Source organism: Curtanaerobium respiraculi (assembly GCF_024609215.1).
GTDB classification, from domain to species: Bacteria; Actinomycetota; Coriobacteriia; order Coriobacteriales; family Eggerthellaceae; genus Curtanaerobium; species Curtanaerobium respiraculi.
Map to the genome: position 1 here is coordinate 12,603 of NZ_JANIPD030000023.1, position 18,377 is coordinate 30,979.

Genomic DNA, 18,377 nt, shown 5'->3' on the forward strand with positions numbered 1-18,377 from the left:
AACCGCTCGCCGACTCAGATCAAAGGCGGCTGCCATCAGGCTGTTTTCACGCGGGCATATTTGATATTGTAGCCGGAGGCTCTGCAGGCCATTTTTTATTGGGAGAGTTCAGGAAGGGGAAGCACGTGAACGTGATTATGTTTTTGATCATCTTCCCGCTTGTCGCCGCGGCATTGCTGCTGTTCGTCAAGTCGGACGGTGGGCGCAACGCCATCGTGTACGCGTCTTCGGCCATCATCGCCGCCGCGACGCTGTTGCTGTGCGCGACGAATCTATCCACGGGACCGGTTTATTATCTCTCGAGTTCGGAAGCGGTGGACATCATCTGCACCGTGGTGGGTGTCGCGATCGCTGCCATCGTCGTCGGCTTCGCGGTCAAGTACAAGAACGTGTGGGCCGGGCTTCTGGCGATCGTCCAGGTTGTCGCCGCGCTCATCTTCGACCTCACCATAGCTCCGGGCGTGGAGGTCGCCTACTCCCTCTACCTCGACCAGCTTTCCCTCATACTTGCCTTCATCATCGGCATCGTGGGCACCGGCATCTGCGTGTACGCCCTGGGCTACATGAAGGATTTCCAAGACCATGAACCTGAAGGCGCGAAAGATCGCCGTCCCGTCTTCTTCGCCATCATGTTCCTGTTCCTGTCCGCCATGTACGTCATCGCGTTCAGCAATAACATGATCTGGCTGTTCACCGGCTGGGAAGTCACCACGGTCTGCTCGTTCCTGCTCATCGCTTACACGCGCACCGACGAGGCCATCCGCAATGCCTTCCGCCAGATCATCATGAACATCGCGGGCGGCATCGGATTCGTCTTCGCCCTGTATTATGCGGGCGGCGCCATGGGCACGCTCTCGTTCGCGGACTTCATCGCTATGGGCGTGATCAGCCCCATCCTCGTGATGTTCCCCGTCACCTGCCTCGCGTTCGCCGGGCTCACCAAGGCTGCCCAGATGCCGTTCCACACCTGGCTTCTGGGCGCCATGGTCGCACCAACTCCCACCAGCGCCTTGCTCCATAGCTCGACGATGGTGAAGGCGGGCGTCTTCCTGCTCATCAAGCTCGCGCCCGTGTTCGCGGTCTCCCTTGCCCCCTCCATGATGGTCATCCTGGTCGGCGGCATCACGTTCTGCCTCGCCAGCTTCATGGCGATCAGCCAGAGCAACGCCAAGCGCGTGCTCGCCTATTCCACGATCGCCAACCTCGGCCTGATCGTCGCATGCGCCGGCGTCGGCACCGCGGAAGCCGTGTGGGCGGCCATCTTCCTGATGATCTTCCACGCGTTCGCGAAGAGCCTGCTCTTCCTGTGCGTCGGCACGGCCGAGCACCATATCGGCAGCCGCAACATCGAAGACATGGACCTCCTGTTCGACCGCATGCCCCGGCTGGCGCGTCTCATGATGCTCGGCATCATGGCCATGTTCATCGCGCCGTTCGGCATGCTCGTCAGCAAGTGGGCCACGCTCGTGTCCCTGGTCGAGACGAATCAGGTCGCGTTCATCATCCTGCTCGCCTTCGGCAGCGCCGCCACCTTCTTCTTCTGGGCGAAGTGGTTGGGTAAGCTCGCCGGCATCGCGGGCAGCCCCGAGAACGTCGAAGGCACCATCCATGCAAGCGAGTGGATCTCGCTCGGCATCATGGCGGCGCTCATCGTGCTCGCCTGCGTGTTCATGCCCATCATCAGCGACGTCTGCGTCCTGCCGTATCTGAACGCCATCGCCATCTACGCGGGCGCCTGCAGCACGCTCGGCAACGACATACTCGCCATCACGAGCATACTATCCGCCGTCATCGTCATCGTGCTCTTCTCCGGCCTCGGCCGCAAGAGCGGCGATGTCGGGCACACGAGCGTCTACCTTGCTGGCATAAGCATGGACAACGATGCGCGCGAATTCCGCAACGCGCTTACCGGCACGACCAAGGCGACCTTCCGCAACTGGTACATGGAGGGCGTATTCGGCGAGGCTAAATTAAGGCCCATCGGCGAGATTTCCTGTGCGGTGCTGATTGTCGTGTGCTTCATGCTGTCCGTTCCCGCGATCGCGGCGCTGTTCTAGAAAGGGGCGGAACCATGGAAACTTTGATTACCACGATCATCGGTTCGATCATCTTCGCGATCGCCGCCCCGATCATAGGCTGCTTCCTCCAGGGGCTCGACCGCATCATCAGCGCGCGCATGCAGGGCCGCGTCGGCCCGAAGCTGCTGCAGCCCTATTGGGATGTGCGCAAGCTTCTGGGCAAGCAGCGCAAGAGCGTCAACACCGTCGAGGGGACGTACGTCACGTGGGCGCTCGTCTTCGCGATCATCGCCGGCGGTGTGTTCTTCAGCGGCGGGAACTTCCTGCTGTGCGTGTTCATCATCACGCTGGGCAGCCTGTTCTTCATCCTTGCCGCGTACAGCACGCGCAGCCCCTACGCGGAGGTCGGCGCCGCCCGCGAGGCACTCCAGGTCATGAGCTATGAGCCGATGGTGCTTCTGGTGGGCGTGGCGATGTATGTGCTCGCCGGCACGTTCAACGTCGCAGGCCTGTTCAGCCAGCCCGAACCGCTGATCTGCTGGGGATGGGGAGTGCTCTTCGGCCTTATCTTCATCCTGACCATCAAGCTGCGCAAGAGCCCCTTCGACCTGTCGGACAGCGGGCATCACGCCCATCAAGACATCGTGAAGGGCGTTACCACCGAGATGAGCGGCCCCACGCTCGCCAAGGTGGAGATCATGCACTGGTGCGAGAACGTGATGTTCCTCGGCTGGGTGGGCATGTTCTTCGTGTTCGCCGCCGGCTGGTCCATCCCCGTCGCCATCGTGTGCGTGCTCGCCGTATGGTTCCTGGAGATCTGGATCGACAACAACTTCGCGCGCGTGAAGTGGCAGGCGATGCTCAAATGGGCATGGGCGGTCGCGTTCATCGCGGGCGGCATCAACATCACCGTCCTGGCGTTCATCTAAGGAGGGCCGAGAATGTCTTTTGCAAGCAAATCGCCCTGGGTTATCCATTACGACGCCAGCAGCTGCAACGGTTGCGACATCGAGGTGCTGGCCACACTGTGCCCCGGGTTCGACGCCGAGCGCTTCGGCGTGGTCAACACCGGCAACCCCAAGCATGCCGACATCTTCATGGTGACGGGCAGCGTGAACGAGCGGAACATCCATGTCATACGCGAGATCTACAGCCAGATGGTAGAACCGAAAGCCGTGATAGCCTGCGGATGCTGCGCGTGCACCGGCGGTCTGTTCCACGACTGCTATAACGTGATCGGCGGCGTCGACAAGGCGATTCCCGTCGACGTCTACGCCCCCGGCTGCGCCGTCAGGCCCGAGGCGCTCATCGACGCCGTGGTCGAGGCGGTCGGCGTGCTGGACGAGAAGGCGGAGGCAATCGAGAACGGGACATACACGCCCGCGAAGCTTCCCGAGATCACGCGGGGAACGCCTATTGAAGAAGAAATCGAGAAGGGGGCATAGAGCATGGGACTGACGCGCAAGTTCACCGACATCGAACTTCCAGCCCTGCGCGATCTTGCACAGGAGAAGTATGATACCGGCTGGCGTGCGGTGCAGACGCATTGCGTCAACGCCGACTCCGGCATCGATTTGGTCTACACGTTCGAGAAGGACGGGGTCTACGACAACTACCGCATCCGCGGCGTCCAGAAGGGAACGCCGGTTTCCTCGCTGCAGGATCTGGATCTCGCCCTGTTCCCGTTCGAGAACGAGGCGCACGACCTGTTCGGCGTCAACATGACGGGCATGGTCCTCGACTTCCAGGGCGGGTTCTACGACCTGGCAGAGAAGGAGCCGATGACCGTGATCACGCCGGAATTGAAGGAACGCCGCGAAAAGGCGGCGAAGGCCGCCAAGCTCAAGGCCGAGCGTGCGGCTGCCGCTGCGGCCAAGAAGGCCGCCCAGGAAGGGAAGGGGGAGTAGCATGGCCCAGAAGACGATCATCCCCTTCGGCCCGCAGCATCCCGTTCTGCCCGAGCCGCTGCATCTCGATTTGGTGGTCGAGGATGAAACGGTCATCGAGGCGATCCCTCAAATCGGATTCATCCACCGCGGCCTCGAGCGCCTCACCCAGGTGCGGGATTACAATCAGTTCATCTACGTCGCAGAGCGCATTTGCGGCATCTGCGCCTTCGGGCACAGCATGGGTTACGCCGAGACGGTCGAGAACCTTTTGGGGGTCGAGATCCCTAAACGCGCGGAATACCTGCGCGTCATACTGCACGAGCTCTCACGCATCCATTCACATGTGCTGTGGATGGGCCTCGCCGCCGACGGATTCGGCTTCGAAAGTTTGTTCATGCACTGCTGGCGCCTGCGCGAGCGCGTCCTGGACTGCTTCGAGATGATGACCGGCGGCCGCGTGATCTTCTCGAGCGTCCTGGTCGGCGGCATGGTCAAGGACCAGGATGCCGACACGCTCTCGCACCTCGTCTCCACGCTCGAGGGCATCAGGCACGATTACACCGAGATCTGCAACTCGTTCCTGAAGGACAAGAGCGTTCTCAACCGTCTCGTCGGCATCGGCGTGGTGAGCACCGAAGACGCCAAGAAGTACGGCATGGTGGGCCCCTTCGCCCGCGGGTCCAACGTCAACAACGACGTGCGCAGGCTCGGCAACGGCGGGTATAAGTACCTTGCCGACTTCCAGCCCATCCTCGATGACAACTGCGATTGCTACGCGCGCGTCAAGGTCCGCGCCCTGGAGGTGCTTCAGTCGATCGACATCATCGAGGAGATGATCAAGGGCATCCCCGAGGGACCGGTTTCCATTCCCGTGAACGGGGCTCCCGCCGAGGGCTCCATGGCGTGCAGCGCGCTCGAGCAACCTCGCGGCGAGGTGTACTACTACGCGCAGGGAAACGGGACGAAATACCTCGAGCGCATGCGTATACGCACGCCCACCAGCATCAACCTCGCCGGAATGGCGACGGCGCTGGCAGGTTGCGACTTAGCCGACGTCAACATGATCGTGCTGACCATCGACCCCTGCATCAGCTGCACGGAAAGGTAGGCGCACATGGGAACCAAGCTGGGAAAGATGACGCTCCGCTCCCTGTTCGGCAAGCCGGAGACTGTACGGTATCCTTTTGAAACTAAGCCCATGCCCGAAGGCCTGAAGGGCCACATCGAAAACGATATGGAGCAATGCATCCTGTGCGGCATGTGCGAACGCACCTGCCCGGCGAATGCGATTACGGTCGATAGGGCGGCGAAGACATGGTCGATCAACCGTTTCCGCTGCGTGCAGTGCAAAAGCTGCACGCGCGCATGCCCGAAGAAGTGCCTGACGATGAGGCCCGAATACCAGAAGCCGGCGCGCCATATCAACATAGAGACGCTTGACAAGCCGGAGGAATCCGAAGAGGAGAAGGCGGCCAAGGAAGCAGCCAAGAAGGCGAAAGTTGAAGCGGCTATGAAAGCGAAGGCCGAAAAAGAGGCCAACGCGTAGTTCAAATTCGGCATTTGCTACAATTGCAGGTCGGGTAGCGGGCAACCGCTCCCGGCCTTTGCTTATTCGCATGCGAGAGAAGGGGAATGCGTGGCGCGCCAGATCGAACAGCACGCCGGAACGCCGGATGATCCGCTGACACGCGTCTTCACCGTGTCCAACGCGATCACGTTCGCGAGGCTTTGCATGATCCCCGCTTTCTTCGTCGAGCTTGTCGGCGGCAACAACGTCGCCGCTTGCGTGCTGTTCGCCCTTGCGGCGGGCACCGACTGGTTCGATGGGCAGATCGCCCGTCGAACGAACACGGTGAGCGTCCTCGGGCGCATGCTGGACCCCTGCGTGGACCGGCTGCTCATGATCTTCGGCGTCATCGGCGTGTTCATCGTCGGGAGGATCCCCCTGTGGATCATACTCCTCGTCCTCATCCGCGACATCGGCATGATCGCGGGATACTCCTACCTTCTCAAGCGATGGGGCATCCGCATCGACGTGATATACCCCGGCAAGGTGTGCACCACGTTGTTTTTCATCGGGTTCGCAGCCCTGCTGCTCAACTTCCCGCCCCTTGTCGGCCTCGGGTTGACCGACCTCTCCTGGCTTCCCGGCTTTAACGGCGAAATCTATTCATGGGGCATTTGGTTCATATACGCCGGCCTCGTGCTGTGCGTCTACACGACCGGATACTACATCCGAACGGCGCTCGCGCGGCTCGATGACGCGCGCAACGGGTCGGAAAGGCGGTAGCATGCCTCCATCTTCATCTGCGAACAATGGGGCACGCCGTGCACGTCCGACCGTGAAGAAAGCCGACAAGGACGCCGCGAAGAGGGCGGCAGCGAACGCTTCGCCCCATCTGTCCTCCGCATCGTCGAGACGGGAACGGTCCCGCACGTCCAACGCCGAGCGTGGGACAGCGGGCAATCCCAAACGCCTCGCCGTCCCGAAGCGCATGAGAGCGCGTCCCGGCGAAGAGCCGGCGACCGCGCCGAGGCGGAGGCAATCGGCGAAGAGCCCGCTTCCGGTCGCCACCGCGCCCATGCGGAAGGAACGCGTCGCCGGCGGCCGCGTGCGCATCGATGCGCGGGGAAGCCAGCCATCCGCTCCCGATAGGCGTACGCGTGCCGGGCGCAACTCCCACCGTAGCGCAATCGGAGCCAACGCGCAGGTCCGAACATACGGGAAGGGGATCGGCACTCCCCAGACCATCGGGCCTAGCCCGCGCTACACGCCTATCGGAACCACGTACAGCAATCGCAAAGGCACCAGCTTCCCGCAGCGAATCCTCGATTACGTCAAGGGGTTCTTCGAAGCCTGCTACCGCCACGCCCCCCGCGCGACGATCGGCGTGGCCGCCGGCATCCTCATCGTCCTATGCGCCAACATCGCCTATGGCATCGACGGCATCAACAGCGCCGACAAGATCATGCCCGGCGTCAGCGTGAGCGGCGTCGACGTTTCGGGGATGACGCAAGAAGAGGCCGTCACCGCCGTGTCATCCAAATACGAGCCGCTCCTGGGCAAGGATGCCGTGCACATCTACGCAAGCGACGACTACCGCCTCGCGCAGGCGAAGAACACGGGCACGACCGACCAGGCCTCCGTGGCGGAAAACAGCTCCAACACGGTCGTATGGGATGCCACGTCCGACTCCCTGCAGGCGACCATCGACTACTACGGGCTGGCGCGCTCCGCCTACGATCAAGGACGCGGAGGCGTGCTCGACAGGCTTTTCCTGAACTTCGGAGGACGGAACCTCGACGTCGGGGTCGAGCTGAACGGCGAAGCGGTCAACAACCTCGCCTTGCAGATCGACGCGACGCTGGGAGAGGCCTCCCAGGAGTTCGGCATATCCATCGATGGAGGCGCCGCGCAGGTGACCGAGGGCCACGACGGGAACATGGTGGACCGCGTGTGGCTCACCGACCAGATCTCCCGTATGCTCCTGCAGGAGAGCGACGACCCGCGCGGCTTCACCGCGGTGGTGCAGTACACCCCCGTCCGCATCGACCGAAAGGCCGCGCAAGCCACCGCCGACGCGGTGAACGCGGCGCTCGCGCACGGAGCGGTCCTTTCATGCAACGGGCAAACGCTTTCCATCAGCGGGGAGGACCTCGGGTCCCTTGTCGGCACGACGGTGGCGCCGATCGGGAACGGCTCGTACCGCCTCGACCCCTATCTCGACGAGGAGGGGGTCAAGAAGACCGTGCTCAAGTTCGTGACCTCCACCACGGAGGAGGCTCCCAACGCATCGGTGGGGTTCTACAAAGCGGATGATGGGACCATCATGGTGCGGCCGGCGAACATAGGCCTCATGCCCCAATCGTCGGAGGCGGCGTCGAACTTGGACCGCCAGCTCTTCGATTCGTACCGCAATACGGGGAAGGCCGCCGATTTCTCCGAAGCCCCCACGGTCGAGGTGTCCATGACAGAGGCTCCCAGCACCATGACCTTCGACGATGCTGTCTCGTACGGCGTGGTCACGGTGATACAGTCGTTCACCACCGAGTACACGGCTAACCGCGAGGCTCGCAACACCAACATCCACCTGGCCGCGGACTTGCTGAACAACTCCATCGTCCCGGCAGACGGCGGCGTGTGGAGCTTCAACGACATCGCAGGCGAATGCAATGCCGAGAAGGGGTTCATGGCGGCGGGATCGGTCGTCGGCGGCCAGCATACCGACGAGATCGGCGGCGGGATCTGCCAGGTGGCCACCACGGTGTTCAACGCCGTCTTTTTGGCCGGCTACCCCGTCAAGGAGCGGCACAACCATTCCATCTACATCTCGGCGTACCCCGCCGGCCGCGACGCCGCGATTTCGTGGACGTCGCCCGATTTGAAATGGACGAACGACACGCCGAGCGACGTGCTCGTGCGCATGGACTACGATGACACCACGGTCACCTGCACGCTCTACGGCATCGACCCGGATTACAAGGTCGAATACCAGACGGGCGATTGGGAGGAAGGCGAGGACTTCAAGACGGTGTACGAGACGGACGATTCCCTCGCCACCGGCGTGCAGGTCCTTGCGCAGAACGGCACCAAAGGCCGCCACATCACCGTCACCAGGACGGTGAAGGACGCCGCCAGAACCGTTCGCGGCGAGGACACGTTCACCTCGAACTACGTCGCGCAGAACAGGATCATCAAAGTAGGCGCCTAAGGAGGCCCCATGCACGCACGAACCGGATACGCCACATGGATCGCGCTCGCGGCCGCCCTCGCATGCGCGCTGGCGCTTGCCCTTCCGCAGGCGGGCTACGCCAACGTGCGGAAGAGCGACACGGTGTACGGCAGCACGGTCGAGCAGCGGGGGCTGGCATCGTCCCAATGCCCCGACGTCTCCGCCGAGCGAGCCATCGTTCTCGGCTCGGACGGCACGGTGTATTTCGAGCGAAACGCCGATGACGAATGCCATATCGCCAGCATCACCAAGGTCATGACGGCGATCGTCGCCTGCGAGAACGCCCCCCTCGACGCCACGGTCACCGTCAGCGCGAACGCGGCGGGCGTCGGCGAATCGACCGCGTCGCTCAGGAAGGGTGACACGATGACGCTCGGGGAGGCGCTGAAGGCGCTGCTCTGGCCGTCGGGCAACGACGCGGCCATCGCCATCGCCGAATCCGTCGGGGGGAGCCTGCTGCAGTCCGAGGGACGGGATCCCTCGGATGCCGCGGCCTGTTTGGACCGCTTCGTCGAGGCCATGAACGAGCAGGCCTCGAAGATCGGCATGACCGGCACGGTGTTCAGCAACCCGCACGGGCTGGATACCGATGCCTTCGGCAACGAGCAGATGCACTCCAGCGCGCGCGATGTGGCAACCATGTCGGCATATGCCATGAACGTCGATGCCATCCGCTCCATCACCAGCGTCGACGGGGGAACCTGCACGGTCAATCGTGACGGCGGGGAGGCGAAGCTCGAGCTGATGAGCACCGACGAGCTGCTGGGCGCGGTCGATGGCGCCCAAGGCGTGAAGACCGGGTTCACCGACAGCGCCGGCTACTGCTTCGCCGGATCGTGCGAGCGCGACGGCGAGCGGATCATCGCGGTGTCGTTGGGCTGCGCCGCCGCCTCGCAGCGATTCACCGACTGCAAGAACCTCTGGGAATGGACGTTTGCGCACCGCATCTCCTATCCGCTCGCCCATGCCTCCACGAACCAGAACGGCAAACCGGTCGTCGCCTACGTCAGCTGCACCGCCTGGCCCGACTCCTCCGTGGCCGCCACGCTTGCGAACCCCGACGAGGCGATCACGGTGTTCGACCTGGGCGGCAACGTCAGCGAGCAGGCCAGCTTCAAGGAGCCCGAGGGCGGTGTCAAGCAGGGCGACGATCTGGGGGAGCTCACGTTCTACCAGCGAAACAGGGTGGTCGCCACGGCGACGCTCGTCGCGGCGGAGGACAAGCCCGCGCCGAATCCGCTGGAGGGCATCGGCATATGGTGGCAGCGGCTCTTCGGCGGAGCCGCTCCGGGCGAAAGCTACCTGGCGAACGACACGCCGCTCATCTACGACAAAGCCGCGTAACGGGTTTGTCCCGCCCCTTGGGGCCGATTTCAGATTGTTAGAGTAAGATTGTTCGAAATCTTGCAGAGGTGAGGATGAAGTATGGATAAATGCCCTGTTTGCAACGGGCCCTTGCAGCCGACCGACACCGTATGCCCCGCATGCGGCTTCAAGCTCGCCGGCGCCACCGAGGAGTTCAAGCCGATCGATCTCGCCGAGGACGAGACCGCGGCTGCGGCCGACAAGCGCACGCCCGGCACGCTCACCGTCGTGCGCGGGCCGGCCCAGATCAACACCGTCTATTCGCTCGAGAACCGCGAGATGAGCGTCGGCCGGTCGCCCCAGTGCGACATCTTCCTCAACGACATGACGGTTTCCCGAGAGCATGCGGTCGTCCAACCGGTGGGAACGGAATACGCCATCCGCGATGCCGATAGCTTCAACGGCGTATGGATCAACAACGAGAACATCGCGCAAGCGGTCATGAAAGACGGCGACCTGGTGCAGATAGGCGCCTTCATCCTCGCATACCAGCGTTAGCAGACGACGGGCGGGCGCCGTTTCCCAGCGCCTGCGCAAGAGAGAAGGAATTCCATGGAGCTATTGAGCGGCAATGAGGCCATTGCCCAAGGAGCATGGGAGGCGGGCGCCCACATCGGCGTCGGCTACCCCGGCACCCCCTCCACCGAGACGATGGAGGCGTTCGCGGCGAAGGCGGACGTCTATGCGGAATGGTGCAACAACGAGAAAGTCGCCATCGAAGTCGGGTTCGGCGCCAGCGCCGGCGGCGCCCGCGTGCTGGCGACCATGAAGCACGTCGGCGTCAACGTCGGCGCCGATCCCCTGTTCGCGGGCGCCCACACGGGCGTGGGCGGCGGATTCGTCATCCTCGCGGCAGACGACCCCGGCATGCACAGCAGCCAGGACGAGCAGGATTCGCGGTTCTACGCGCAGGCTGCGCGCGTGCCCGTCTTCGAACCCTCCGACTCCGCCGAGGCGCGTGCGTTCACGAAGGCCGCCTTCGACCTCTCCGAGAAATTCGACATCCCCTTCCTCATCCGCAGCACGGTCCGCATCAGCCATGCGAAATCGCCAGTCGAGGTGGGGGAGCGGGAAACCCGTCCCATCAAGCCCTACGAGAAGGACGCGGCCAAATGGGTCACGCTGCCCGCCTACGCCAGGGGACGGCGTGCCGATCTGGACCGCAGGCAGGATGCGCTCGCCGCATGGGCCGAGTTCTGCGATTACAACGCGGCGGAGATGAGGGATGCGCGCATGGGCGTCATAACCGCGGGCGCATGCTACCAGTACGTCCGCGATGCGCTGCCCGAGGCGAGCGTTCTGAAGCTCGGCATCACCTGGCCCCTGCCATCCGATCTCATCCGCGATTTCGCGCGGAAGGTCGATCTGCTCTACGTGGTCGAGGAAGCGTCGACCTACCTGTCGACCCAGGTCAAGGCGACGGGTGTCGTGGTATCCGAGCCGCCCGCGGCTCCGCTTCCGCGCGCAGGCGAGCTTTCCCCGGCGCGCATCGCCGCATCTTTCGGATTGGGACTGCCCGAGGCCCTCGACCCAGTCGACGACATCCCCGCCCGTCCGCCCGCACTGTGCGCGGGATGCCCGCACCGCCTGGTGTTCAAGGAGCTCGCCCGGGCGAAGTGCATCGTCACCGGCGACATCGGCTGCTACACGCTCGGGGCGCTGCCGCCCCTGTCCGCCATGGACACCTGCCTGTGCATGGGTGGGAGCGTATCGATGGCGCATGGATTCGAGCTCGCCTTGGCGGCGCAGGAGCATCGGCCCGTCATCGCCGTCATCGGCGACAGCACGTTCGCGCATTCCGGCTATTCGAGCCTCCTGAACACCGCCTACAACCGCGGGGCGGGCACCATCTGCATCCTCGACAACCGCACGACCGGCATGACCGGCCACCAGGGCAACCCGTTCAACGGGATCACGCTTCAGGGCCGACCCAGTCGCGAGCTCGGGCTCGAGGGCATGGTGCGCGCTCTGGGGATCGACGACATCCAGACGGTCGACCCCAACGATATGACGGCTGTCCGCGCCGCCATCAGGGAAGCGACCGGAAGGACCGACGAGCTTTCCGTCATCGTCTTCCGCGCTCCCTGCGCGCTCTTGAAGAAGGAATTCATCCGCCAGGCACCCTATGCGGTCAACGATAGCTGCCGTGCATGCGGCGCGTGCACGCAGCTCGGATGCCCCGCCATCGCCCGTAACGAGGACGGCACGGCGAGCATCGATGGCGAGCAGTGCGTCGGCTGCGGCCAGTGCGCCGCCTACTGCGCCTTCGGGTGCATCACGCAAGGGGAAGGGGCGCTTCGATGAGCGATGCGAACGTCTACAGCGATGGTTCGACCACGGTATTGCTGGCCGGCGTCGGCGGGCAGGGGACCATCCTCGCAGCCGACCTTCTGGCGAAGACGGCCATCGCCAACGGGCTTTCCGTCAAGCTGTCCGAGATCCACGGGATGTCCCAGCGCGGAGGCTCCGTGACGACCGTCGTCCGCCTGGGCAAGACGGTGAACAGCATGGTCTGCGGCGCGGGGAGCGCCGATTACCTGCTCTCGTTCGAGACCACCGAGGCCCTGCGCAACCTACCCTATCTGAAACGCGGTGGCTTGCTCCTGGTGAACGACGCGAGCATCAAACCGCTGCCCGTTCTCACGGGGAAGGACAACATGCCGAAGCATGCGCGCGAGCGCCTGCTGGACGTTGGAGCCACGTTGGTTCCAGCCCGCAGGCTCGCGTGCCAGGCCGGCAGCGTAAAGTGCGCGAACGTCGTCCTTTTGGGCGCGTTGGCCGCGGGGATGCCCTTCGCCCAAGAGAGCTGGGAGGGCCAGATCAGGCTGCGTGTCCCCCCGAAAACCATCGACATGAACATCGAGGCCTTCCGTCTGGGGATGGAAGCCGTTCAACATGCCGAATAGCGATCCGGGCGGCAGCGTCCGGCCATCGAGCCAGGAGGCGCTCGTCGGCCGGTACGCGCCTTCGCCCACGGGGAGGATCCACGCGGGGAACATCTTCGCTTCGCTGGTCGCCTTCATAGTCGCCCGGCGGAGCGGAGGGCACATGGCCATGCGCATCGAGGACCTCGATCCCGACCGGAGCAAGCAGGCCTACATCGATGCCATCTTCCGCGATTACGAGCTTCTCGGGCTGGAATGGGAAGGCGAGGCAGTTTACCAAAGCAAGCGGCGCGAGGCATACGAGGACGCCTTCCGGCGCATCCGGGCCGGGCACCGCGTCTACGAGTGCTTCTGCACGCGCGCGGACATCCACGCCGCCAGCGCGCCGCATCGGGGGGAGAAGGCCGTCTACCCCGGCACCTGCCGCGCTCTGACAGCTGAGCAGCGCAGATTGCGAATCGAAGGCGGGCGGAGGCCCGCCTGGCGCCTCGAAGTTCCTCCGGTGCGCATAGGCCTCGTCGACGGGCTCCAAGGCGCCTACGGGCAGTGGCTCGACCGCGATTGCGGCGACTTCATCATCAAGCGCAACGACGGGGCGTTCGCCTACCAGCTCGCCGTGGTGGTGGACGACGCCGCCCAGGGGGTCACCTCGGTTGTGCGCGGGGTCGACCTGCTTCCCAGCACGCCCCAGCAGATCTTCCTGCAACGCTGCCTGGGACTCGTCACGCCCGCCTACGCGCACGTGCCCCTGCTCGTTGCGAAGCGGGACCGCCGCCTCTCGAAGCGCGACCGGGATGCGGGCATGGAGGAGCTTCTGGGCCGGTATAAGACCGCGGAAGGCATCCTCGGGCATATCGCCTACCGTGCGGGGCTGATATCCGATGACGCTCCGACCAGCGCGGAAGAGCTCGTCTCGTGCGCCCGCCTCGACGCGCTCGCCGGCAAGATCCAAATCCCCTGGAACGGCGCGGCGCACGAGCGGGATTAGATCGCCGCGCAGAAGATCGCCGCAGCGTAAAACGCCCCGAGCGCCACGTTAAGGCTCGTGCACTGGCCGAACGCGGCCCCGCGCGTGCGGGGGACGAGCGGGTTGGCAAGCAACGCGCGCCCGAGCGGATGGACCGCGAGCAGCATGAAGGGCAGCACCACCCACCCCTTGGTGAAGAACAGCAGCACGATGGCGCAGATGGAGAGCACCCATGCGTAGACCGCGCCATGGTAGGCGGCCACCGTGCGCTCATGGCCGAGCAGCACCGGCAGGGTCCGGCGATTCGCCTCGATATCCTTTTCGATGTCGCACCCGTTGTTGGTCATCATGATCAGCCCGATCCCCAAAATCAACGGGAGCGACCACACGAGCACGAGGGGGTCGAACCGCAGCGTGAGCACCTGATAGCTTGCCAGCGTGATCAACCCGCCCATGGTGATGCCGCTCACCAGCTCGCCGATGGGGAGATATGAGATGGGCGTCCGCCCTCCCGAGTACAGGAACACGATGAGGACACCCACGCAGGCGATTGCGAGCGGGATCCATCCCGCCAGGACGATGCAGTAGATTCCCAGGGAGAACGCGCAGGCGATGAGGATGATCGCGTAGGCGAGCGCGTGCCGCGGATCCACGTTGTTGTACACCAGCACGGCATCCGTCGGATCGTCCTGGTTCTCCGCCGTGTCCGTGCCCTTGACGTAGTCGAAGTAGTCGTTGATCGTGTTCACCGCGCTCTGGAACAGCACGCTGATGGCAAGCAGGATGCACACGGTCAACCCGCTGAGGGCGCCCGCCATCGCCGCCGCGTCGGTCGCAAAGGCGAGCGCCACCGCTGTGAGGACGGGGAAGATGGAGGCGGGCCAGGTATGCGGGGCGGCGAGCTCCACCATCATCTTCGGAGTCAATCGCCCGTAATCGCTCGATTGTCGTGCCATGCTCATTCAGCTTCTTCCCTCTGCTCCGCTTTTCCGGGCAGGCGCGGCGGCCCGGGAAGCTTCTCGCGCGCCTTCCCCCATGCATTGTTGCGCAATATGCCGAAGGCATCGCCGAGCATGCCGAACATGGCCTGCCGGGTGGTGGCATCGGTCTTCGCAGCCTCCTCGAAGATCGTCTTCACGTACGAGAAGGTGTCCTCGTTCACTTCGCTCCACGAGTGGATTCCCGCCGATCGGAGCACGTCGAACACGTTGTCGACGAAATACTCGCGCTTCTCGGGTGGATAGCTGTACGCCCACTTGGTGAGCGTGCCCCCGATGACGACGGCGTTGGACGACAGCTCGTGCGCATCGACGAAATCGTCGCCTTCGATCGTCCAGTTCAGCGGCGCATGCTGATCCATCAGCGCCCCGCGAGCCTTGACCACGCGATAGTCCGCGCGCCTTTCCATGAGCATGCCGAAGATGCTGCTCTCCGGAACCGTCTTGTGCAGCCGGTTGCGGTAGTCGATGGTGCCCATGCGCGGCGCGACGTCGGTGCAGAAGCTGGGGCCGTCGTGGTTGTACACGCGCGCGACCTTCTTATACGCCTGCGGGTTGCAGGTGATCGCCGCGTATTCGGCAAGGTTCCCACCCTTGCTGTGCCCGCCGACGTAGATCATGGGGATGGTGAGCCGCGCGAGCCGTTCGACATAGGCGCGCGCCGCCACCTGCCCTGGCGTGCCCTCCATGAACGACAGGTTGAAATCCTCCTTCCAACCGGCAAGGGAGTTGTCGGTTCCCCGGAACGCGGCGTACGCGCAACCGTCGGGGAAGAAGAAGGTGATCGCCTCGAACTGCTTCTCCATCGCATCGGAGAACTCGTCGATGTAGTATGAGACCTGCAGGGACATGAAGCGCGGCGATTGGAGCAGGGCGGCGAGGAACCCCCGTCCGTCGTAATTCTTAAGCCAGCCCGATCCGATGAGGGCGGGGTAGGGGATGCCGCAGATCGCCTGCGCGAGGGGGACGAGCCGTTCGCTTTGCCCCGCGCCAAGCATTCCCTCTTCGAAATGGAAATAGGATATCGTCGAGAGGACGAGGCTGTCCACGCCGGAGAAGGGGGCGTCGTCAAACGACGCGGTCTGGCGTTCGAGGTATTCGATCAACGTGCCCTGCATGGCAGCTACAGGAATCGATAGCTGACGGTGCGCAGGCCCCAGTGGTCGCACGACGAATACCCGAACGCGCCGAATACCCCGGGCTGCAAATCGAGCGAGCGCAAGCCGCCTCCCATGCTGCCGCAGTCGTTGACCACTGCGATCACCGTCTGCCCGCCATAGCGGATCTCGACCAGCTTTCCGAAGAAGCTGCGATAATTCGGCCAGCTCATGGGAACGGCCACGCCCATGGTGCCGTCGGTGCACAGGGCGCCCGTCGCCGTGGTGCCCGGATTGGGGGTGCTCGGATCGGTGGAACCCCCGTAGGCGGAGGCGATGCCGGTATACCAGCCCGTCGCGTTCGCCTCGCCGGCCTCGATATCCTCGACGGTCACGACACCCTGCATCGAGCTGCCGATCGAAGCGTTCAGCGCCTCGAGTGCGGCAAGGCGGGCGGCCTCTTCCGCCTGCGCATCGGACAGGGCGGCGCTCGCCTGATCGACGATCGCCTGGGCCTCCGCCTGGGCGGCCTGCAACTCGCGCAGCTTCTGCTGCTGCGCGTCGCGCTGCGCATCGAGCTCGGCGAGGAGGGCCCGGAACTCCTCCGACCGGCGCTTTTGATCTTCCACCTGGTCGGAATAGAATTGCATGAGGTATTGGCAGTAATCGAGCGATTGGACGAGGTCCTCGACGGAGTCAGATTCGACGATCATGGCCAGAAGGAGCGAGAAGTCGCCCGAGCGGTACCTCGCCGCCGCCGTGCGGGCCAGGCTCTCGCGGCCCTGGACGACCAGCTCCTGCGCTTGGGCCGCCTGCTGCGCGGTCGAGTCTATCTGCATCTGCATGCGCTCGTATTCCGCGTTGGCGGCGTCGTAGGCGTCGACGGCCGATTGCATCTTCGCCTCGGCATCGTCGAGGCTCGCCTGCGCCTCCTCGACAGACAGGGCGGAAGCGGGGCAGGGGGAAGCGGCAACCCACGCCAAGGCGCATGCCGCGAGCGCGAAACCGAGCGCGAAACCGCGCGCCCGTATTCGGATTTCCGTTGATTCCTCAGAAAACATGACGACTAGTTTACCGGAGCGGGGCCGCAAGGGCAACTTTTGCCAAGACATCCACGCAGGCCCGCAACCGCCTCCATGTTCCGGCAGGGTCGGGAAGGATCCCCTGCGCGGCTTCGGATGACCGGAAAACGGAAATAAATACCCCACTTGAGAATAAACTGGTGTTAGGATTATTGCCATATGCGAATATTATCTCGCAGGGGTAGCAGGATCCGTCTCATACGGCCCAGAGCCCTGTATGCGGAACCAATCGTAAGGAGGAACCATGAGATTTGGAAAACTACGGGAAGGGGCGAGGATACGCAGGGCGGCGATTCCGTTCGTGTTCGCCTGTGCCCTGATTCTGGGCTGCGCGGTCGCGGCAGGGTGCTCTTCGCAGGCGGAGACGAATCGGTCTAGCGGCGGGAGAGCGAACGAAACCGCCGCCCAGAACGACGCTTTCCCCACAACGATCACGGATGCGGGCGGGCGTTCCGTCACCATACAAGAGCAACCCGAATCCATCCTCACCGTGTATGGGCTGAAATACGTCCTGGCCCTCGGCCTGGGCGATAAGGTAGTCAACCAGAGCAAGGGCGCGTTCGAACTCGCCGTGGCACCCAACATGGCAGATGGCGTTCCTTTCGGAAAAGATCAGATGAACGCGGAGACCATCGCGCAATTGGAACCCGATATATTCATCCATAAGGCGCATGCGGACGAGATGTACGATGCTCTCGACAAACTTGGGATCGCGGGCCTGGGCATCCAGATGGAAACCCCGGACGAGGTGGTTGCCACCACCGAGCTCTTGGGCAAGGCCCTGGGCGTCGAGGACCGTGCGGACATGCTGTGCGACTACTATGAGAACCTAATGGGCAAGGGCGCCGATCTCACGAAGGGCATTCCCGATAACCAGCGTCCTACCGCCATCCTCATGGGGAACACCATCGGGAAGGTCGCGAACGGGTCCATGCTCCAGTCCATCATGATAGAAAAGGCAGGCGGCAACAACCTGGCAAAGGATATCGAGAGCAAGGAGACCTGGCCCACCGTGGGCACGGAGCAGATCTTCGAATGGAATCCCGATTACATCTTCATCATGAACTCCACAGCCCGCGACTACGATGCGCAGTCCCTTTTGGAAGATCCCGCATGGCAGAACATCAAGGCCGTCCAGAACGGCAATGTGTACGTGGTCCCAAGCGATATCGATTCCTGGGAGTACCCCTCACTGGAAAGCGCGCTGGGAACCCTGTGGATGACCCACATCATGTTCCCGGACAAACTGGGAGATGCCGAATTCGAGGCAGCTGTCGACGACTTCTATCAGACCGTCTACAACGTGAGCTTCACTCGCGAGCAGCTGAACTACTAAACGCCCG

At 63.7% G+C, this 18,377-nt stretch carries 17 protein-coding genes; 14 read left to right on the forward strand and 3 right to left on the reverse strand.

The window, feature by feature from the left end; genetic code table 11:
- Positions 1-125 precede the first annotated feature (125 nt).
- The 13 genes from NOV21_RS06535 (at position 126) to gluQRS (ending at position 13,878) form a co-directional block, all read left to right on the forward strand.
- The gene (locus tag NOV21_RS06535; protein ID WP_283170487.1) at positions 126-2,057 is read left to right on the forward strand and encodes an NADH-quinone oxidoreductase subunit 5 family protein; all 1,932 of its coding nucleotides are present in this window, start codon (positions 126-128) and stop codon (positions 2,055-2,057) included.
- A 14-nt stretch (positions 2,058-2,071) separates the two neighbouring features.
- Positions 2,072-2,947, forward strand: coding sequence for a complex I subunit 1 family protein (locus tag NOV21_RS06540; RefSeq protein WP_283170486.1), 876 nt, complete (start codon positions 2,072-2,074; stop codon positions 2,945-2,947).
- 12 nt (positions 2,948-2,959) lie between these two features.
- A complete protein-coding gene (locus NOV21_RS06545) occupies positions 2,960-3,463 on the forward strand; it encodes an NADH-quinone oxidoreductase subunit B family protein (RefSeq protein WP_283170485.1) in 504 nt (167 codons plus the stop codon).
- Between the two features lie 3 nt (positions 3,464-3,466).
- Positions 3,467-3,925, forward strand: a complete 459-nt coding sequence (locus NOV21_RS06550) for an NADH-quinone oxidoreductase subunit C (protein WP_283170484.1) — start codon at positions 3,467-3,469, stop codon at positions 3,923-3,925.
- A gap of 1 nt (position 3,926) precedes the next feature.
- Positions 3,927-5,015 (forward strand): hydrogenase large subunit, encoded by a 1,089-nt coding sequence (locus NOV21_RS06555; RefSeq protein WP_283170483.1) that lies wholly within the window; start codon positions 3,927-3,929, stop codon positions 5,013-5,015.
- Positions 5,016-5,021: 6 nt separating this feature from the next.
- Positions 5,022-5,453: a 4Fe-4S dicluster domain-containing protein gene (locus NOV21_RS06560; RefSeq protein WP_283170482.1), complete on the forward strand. Its 432-nt coding sequence runs from the start codon at positions 5,022-5,024 to the stop codon at positions 5,451-5,453.
- 90 nt (positions 5,454-5,543) lie between these two features.
- The gene (locus NOV21_RS06565) at positions 5,544-6,197 is read left to right on the forward strand and encodes a CDP-alcohol phosphatidyltransferase family protein (RefSeq protein ID WP_283170481.1); all 654 of its coding nucleotides are present in this window, start codon (positions 5,544-5,546) and stop codon (positions 6,195-6,197) included.
- Position 6,198: 1 nt separating this feature from the next.
- The gene (locus tag NOV21_RS06570; RefSeq protein ID WP_283170480.1) at positions 6,199-8,619 is read left to right on the forward strand and encodes a VanW family protein; all 2,421 of its coding nucleotides are present in this window, start codon (positions 6,199-6,201) and stop codon (positions 8,617-8,619) included.
- A 9-nt stretch (positions 8,620-8,628) separates the two neighbouring features.
- Complete coding sequence (locus NOV21_RS06575; protein WP_283170479.1) at positions 8,629-9,984, forward strand: D-alanyl-D-alanine carboxypeptidase family protein; 1,356 nt, start codon at positions 8,629-8,631, stop codon at positions 9,982-9,984.
- Between the two features lie 81 nt (positions 9,985-10,065).
- On the forward strand, positions 10,066-10,503 hold the full coding sequence (locus NOV21_RS06580) for an FHA domain-containing protein (RefSeq protein ID WP_283170478.1): 438 nt from the start codon (positions 10,066-10,068) through the stop codon (positions 10,501-10,503).
- A 54-nt stretch (positions 10,504-10,557) separates the two neighbouring features.
- A complete protein-coding gene (locus NOV21_RS06585) occupies positions 10,558-12,309 on the forward strand; it encodes a thiamine pyrophosphate-dependent enzyme (protein WP_283170477.1) in 1,752 nt (583 codons plus the stop codon).
- Entirely contained in the window at positions 12,306-12,911 is a 606-nt protein-coding gene (locus tag NOV21_RS06590) for an indolepyruvate oxidoreductase subunit beta (RefSeq protein WP_283170476.1), read from the forward strand. The genes NOV21_RS06585 and NOV21_RS06590 overlap by 4 nt, the downstream gene beginning before the upstream one ends.
- Positions 12,901-13,878: a tRNA glutamyl-Q(34) synthetase GluQRS gene (gene gluQRS, locus NOV21_RS06595; protein ID WP_283170475.1), complete on the forward strand. Its 978-nt coding sequence runs from the start codon at positions 12,901-12,903 to the stop codon at positions 13,876-13,878. Before NOV21_RS06590 ends, gluQRS begins: the two co-directional genes overlap by 11 nt.
- Here gluQRS and NOV21_RS06600 read toward each other — a convergent pair.
- From NOV21_RS06600 to NOV21_RS06610, 3 genes are read right to left on the reverse strand one after another with little or no spacing between them, the layout of a single operon-like run.
- The gene (locus NOV21_RS06600) at positions 13,875-14,813 is read right to left on the reverse strand and encodes a prenyltransferase (RefSeq protein ID WP_283170474.1); all 939 of its coding nucleotides are present in this window, start codon (positions 14,811-14,813) and stop codon (positions 13,875-13,877) included. The two genes, gluQRS and NOV21_RS06600, sit on opposite strands and share 4 nt — an antisense overlap.
- A 2-nt stretch (positions 14,814-14,815) precedes the next feature.
- Positions 14,816-15,973, reverse strand: a complete 1,158-nt coding sequence (locus tag NOV21_RS06605; RefSeq protein WP_283170473.1) for an Mbeg1-like protein — start codon at positions 15,971-15,973, stop codon at positions 14,816-14,818.
- Between the two features lie 5 nt (positions 15,974-15,978).
- Entirely contained in the window at positions 15,979-17,013 is a 1,035-nt protein-coding gene (locus NOV21_RS06610) for a coiled-coil domain-containing protein (protein WP_283170472.1), read from the reverse strand.
- A gap of 265 nt (positions 17,014-17,278) precedes the next feature.
- Here NOV21_RS06610 and NOV21_RS06615 point away from each other — a divergent pair, with 265 nt between their 5' ends.
- Complete coding sequence (locus tag NOV21_RS06615; RefSeq protein WP_283170471.1) at positions 17,279-18,370, forward strand: ABC transporter substrate-binding protein; 1,092 nt, start codon at positions 17,279-17,281, stop codon at positions 18,368-18,370.
- Positions 18,371-18,377 lie beyond the last annotated feature (7 nt).

Bases quoted from the DNA above. Each gene is read 5' to 3' on its own strand.
- NOV21_RS06540 (WP_283170486.1), top strand. From the start codon at position 2,072: ATGGAAACTTTGATTACCACGATCATCGGTTCGATCATCTTCGCGATC.
- NOV21_RS06600 (WP_283170474.1), bottom strand. From the start codon at position 14,813: ATGGCACGACAATCGAGCGATTACGGGCGATTGACTCCGAAGATGATG.
- NOV21_RS06560 (WP_283170482.1), top strand. From the start codon at position 5,022: ATGGGAACCAAGCTGGGAAAGATGACGCTCCGCTCCCTGTTCGGCAAG.
- NOV21_RS06585 (WP_283170477.1), top strand. From the start codon at position 10,558: ATGGAGCTATTGAGCGGCAATGAGGCCATTGCCCAAGGAGCATGGGAG.
- NOV21_RS06550 (WP_283170484.1), top strand. From the start codon at position 3,467: ATGGGACTGACGCGCAAGTTCACCGACATCGAACTTCCAGCCCTGCGC.
- NOV21_RS06610 (WP_283170472.1), bottom strand. From the start codon at position 17,013: ATGTTTTCTGAGGAATCAACGGAAATCCGAATACGGGCGCGCGGTTTC.
- NOV21_RS06580 (WP_283170478.1), top strand. From the start codon at position 10,066: ATGGATAAATGCCCTGTTTGCAACGGGCCCTTGCAGCCGACCGACACC.
- NOV21_RS06570 (WP_283170480.1), top strand. From the start codon at position 6,199: ATGCCTCCATCTTCATCTGCGAACAATGGGGCACGCCGTGCACGTCCG.
- NOV21_RS06615 (WP_283170471.1), top strand. From the start codon at position 17,279: ATGAGATTTGGAAAACTACGGGAAGGGGCGAGGATACGCAGGGCGGCG.
- NOV21_RS06605 (WP_283170473.1), bottom strand. From the start codon at position 15,973: ATGCAGGGCACGTTGATCGAATACCTCGAACGCCAGACCGCGTCGTTT.
- NOV21_RS06545 (WP_283170485.1), top strand. From the start codon at position 2,960: ATGTCTTTTGCAAGCAAATCGCCCTGGGTTATCCATTACGACGCCAGC.
- NOV21_RS06555 (WP_283170483.1), top strand. From the start codon at position 3,927: ATGGCCCAGAAGACGATCATCCCCTTCGGCCCGCAGCATCCCGTTCTG.
- NOV21_RS06590 (WP_283170476.1), top strand. From the start codon at position 12,306: ATGAGCGATGCGAACGTCTACAGCGATGGTTCGACCACGGTATTGCTG.
- NOV21_RS06575 (WP_283170479.1), top strand. From the start codon at position 8,629: ATGCACGCACGAACCGGATACGCCACATGGATCGCGCTCGCGGCCGCC.
- gluQRS (WP_283170475.1), top strand. From the start codon at position 12,901: ATGCCGAATAGCGATCCGGGCGGCAGCGTCCGGCCATCGAGCCAGGAG.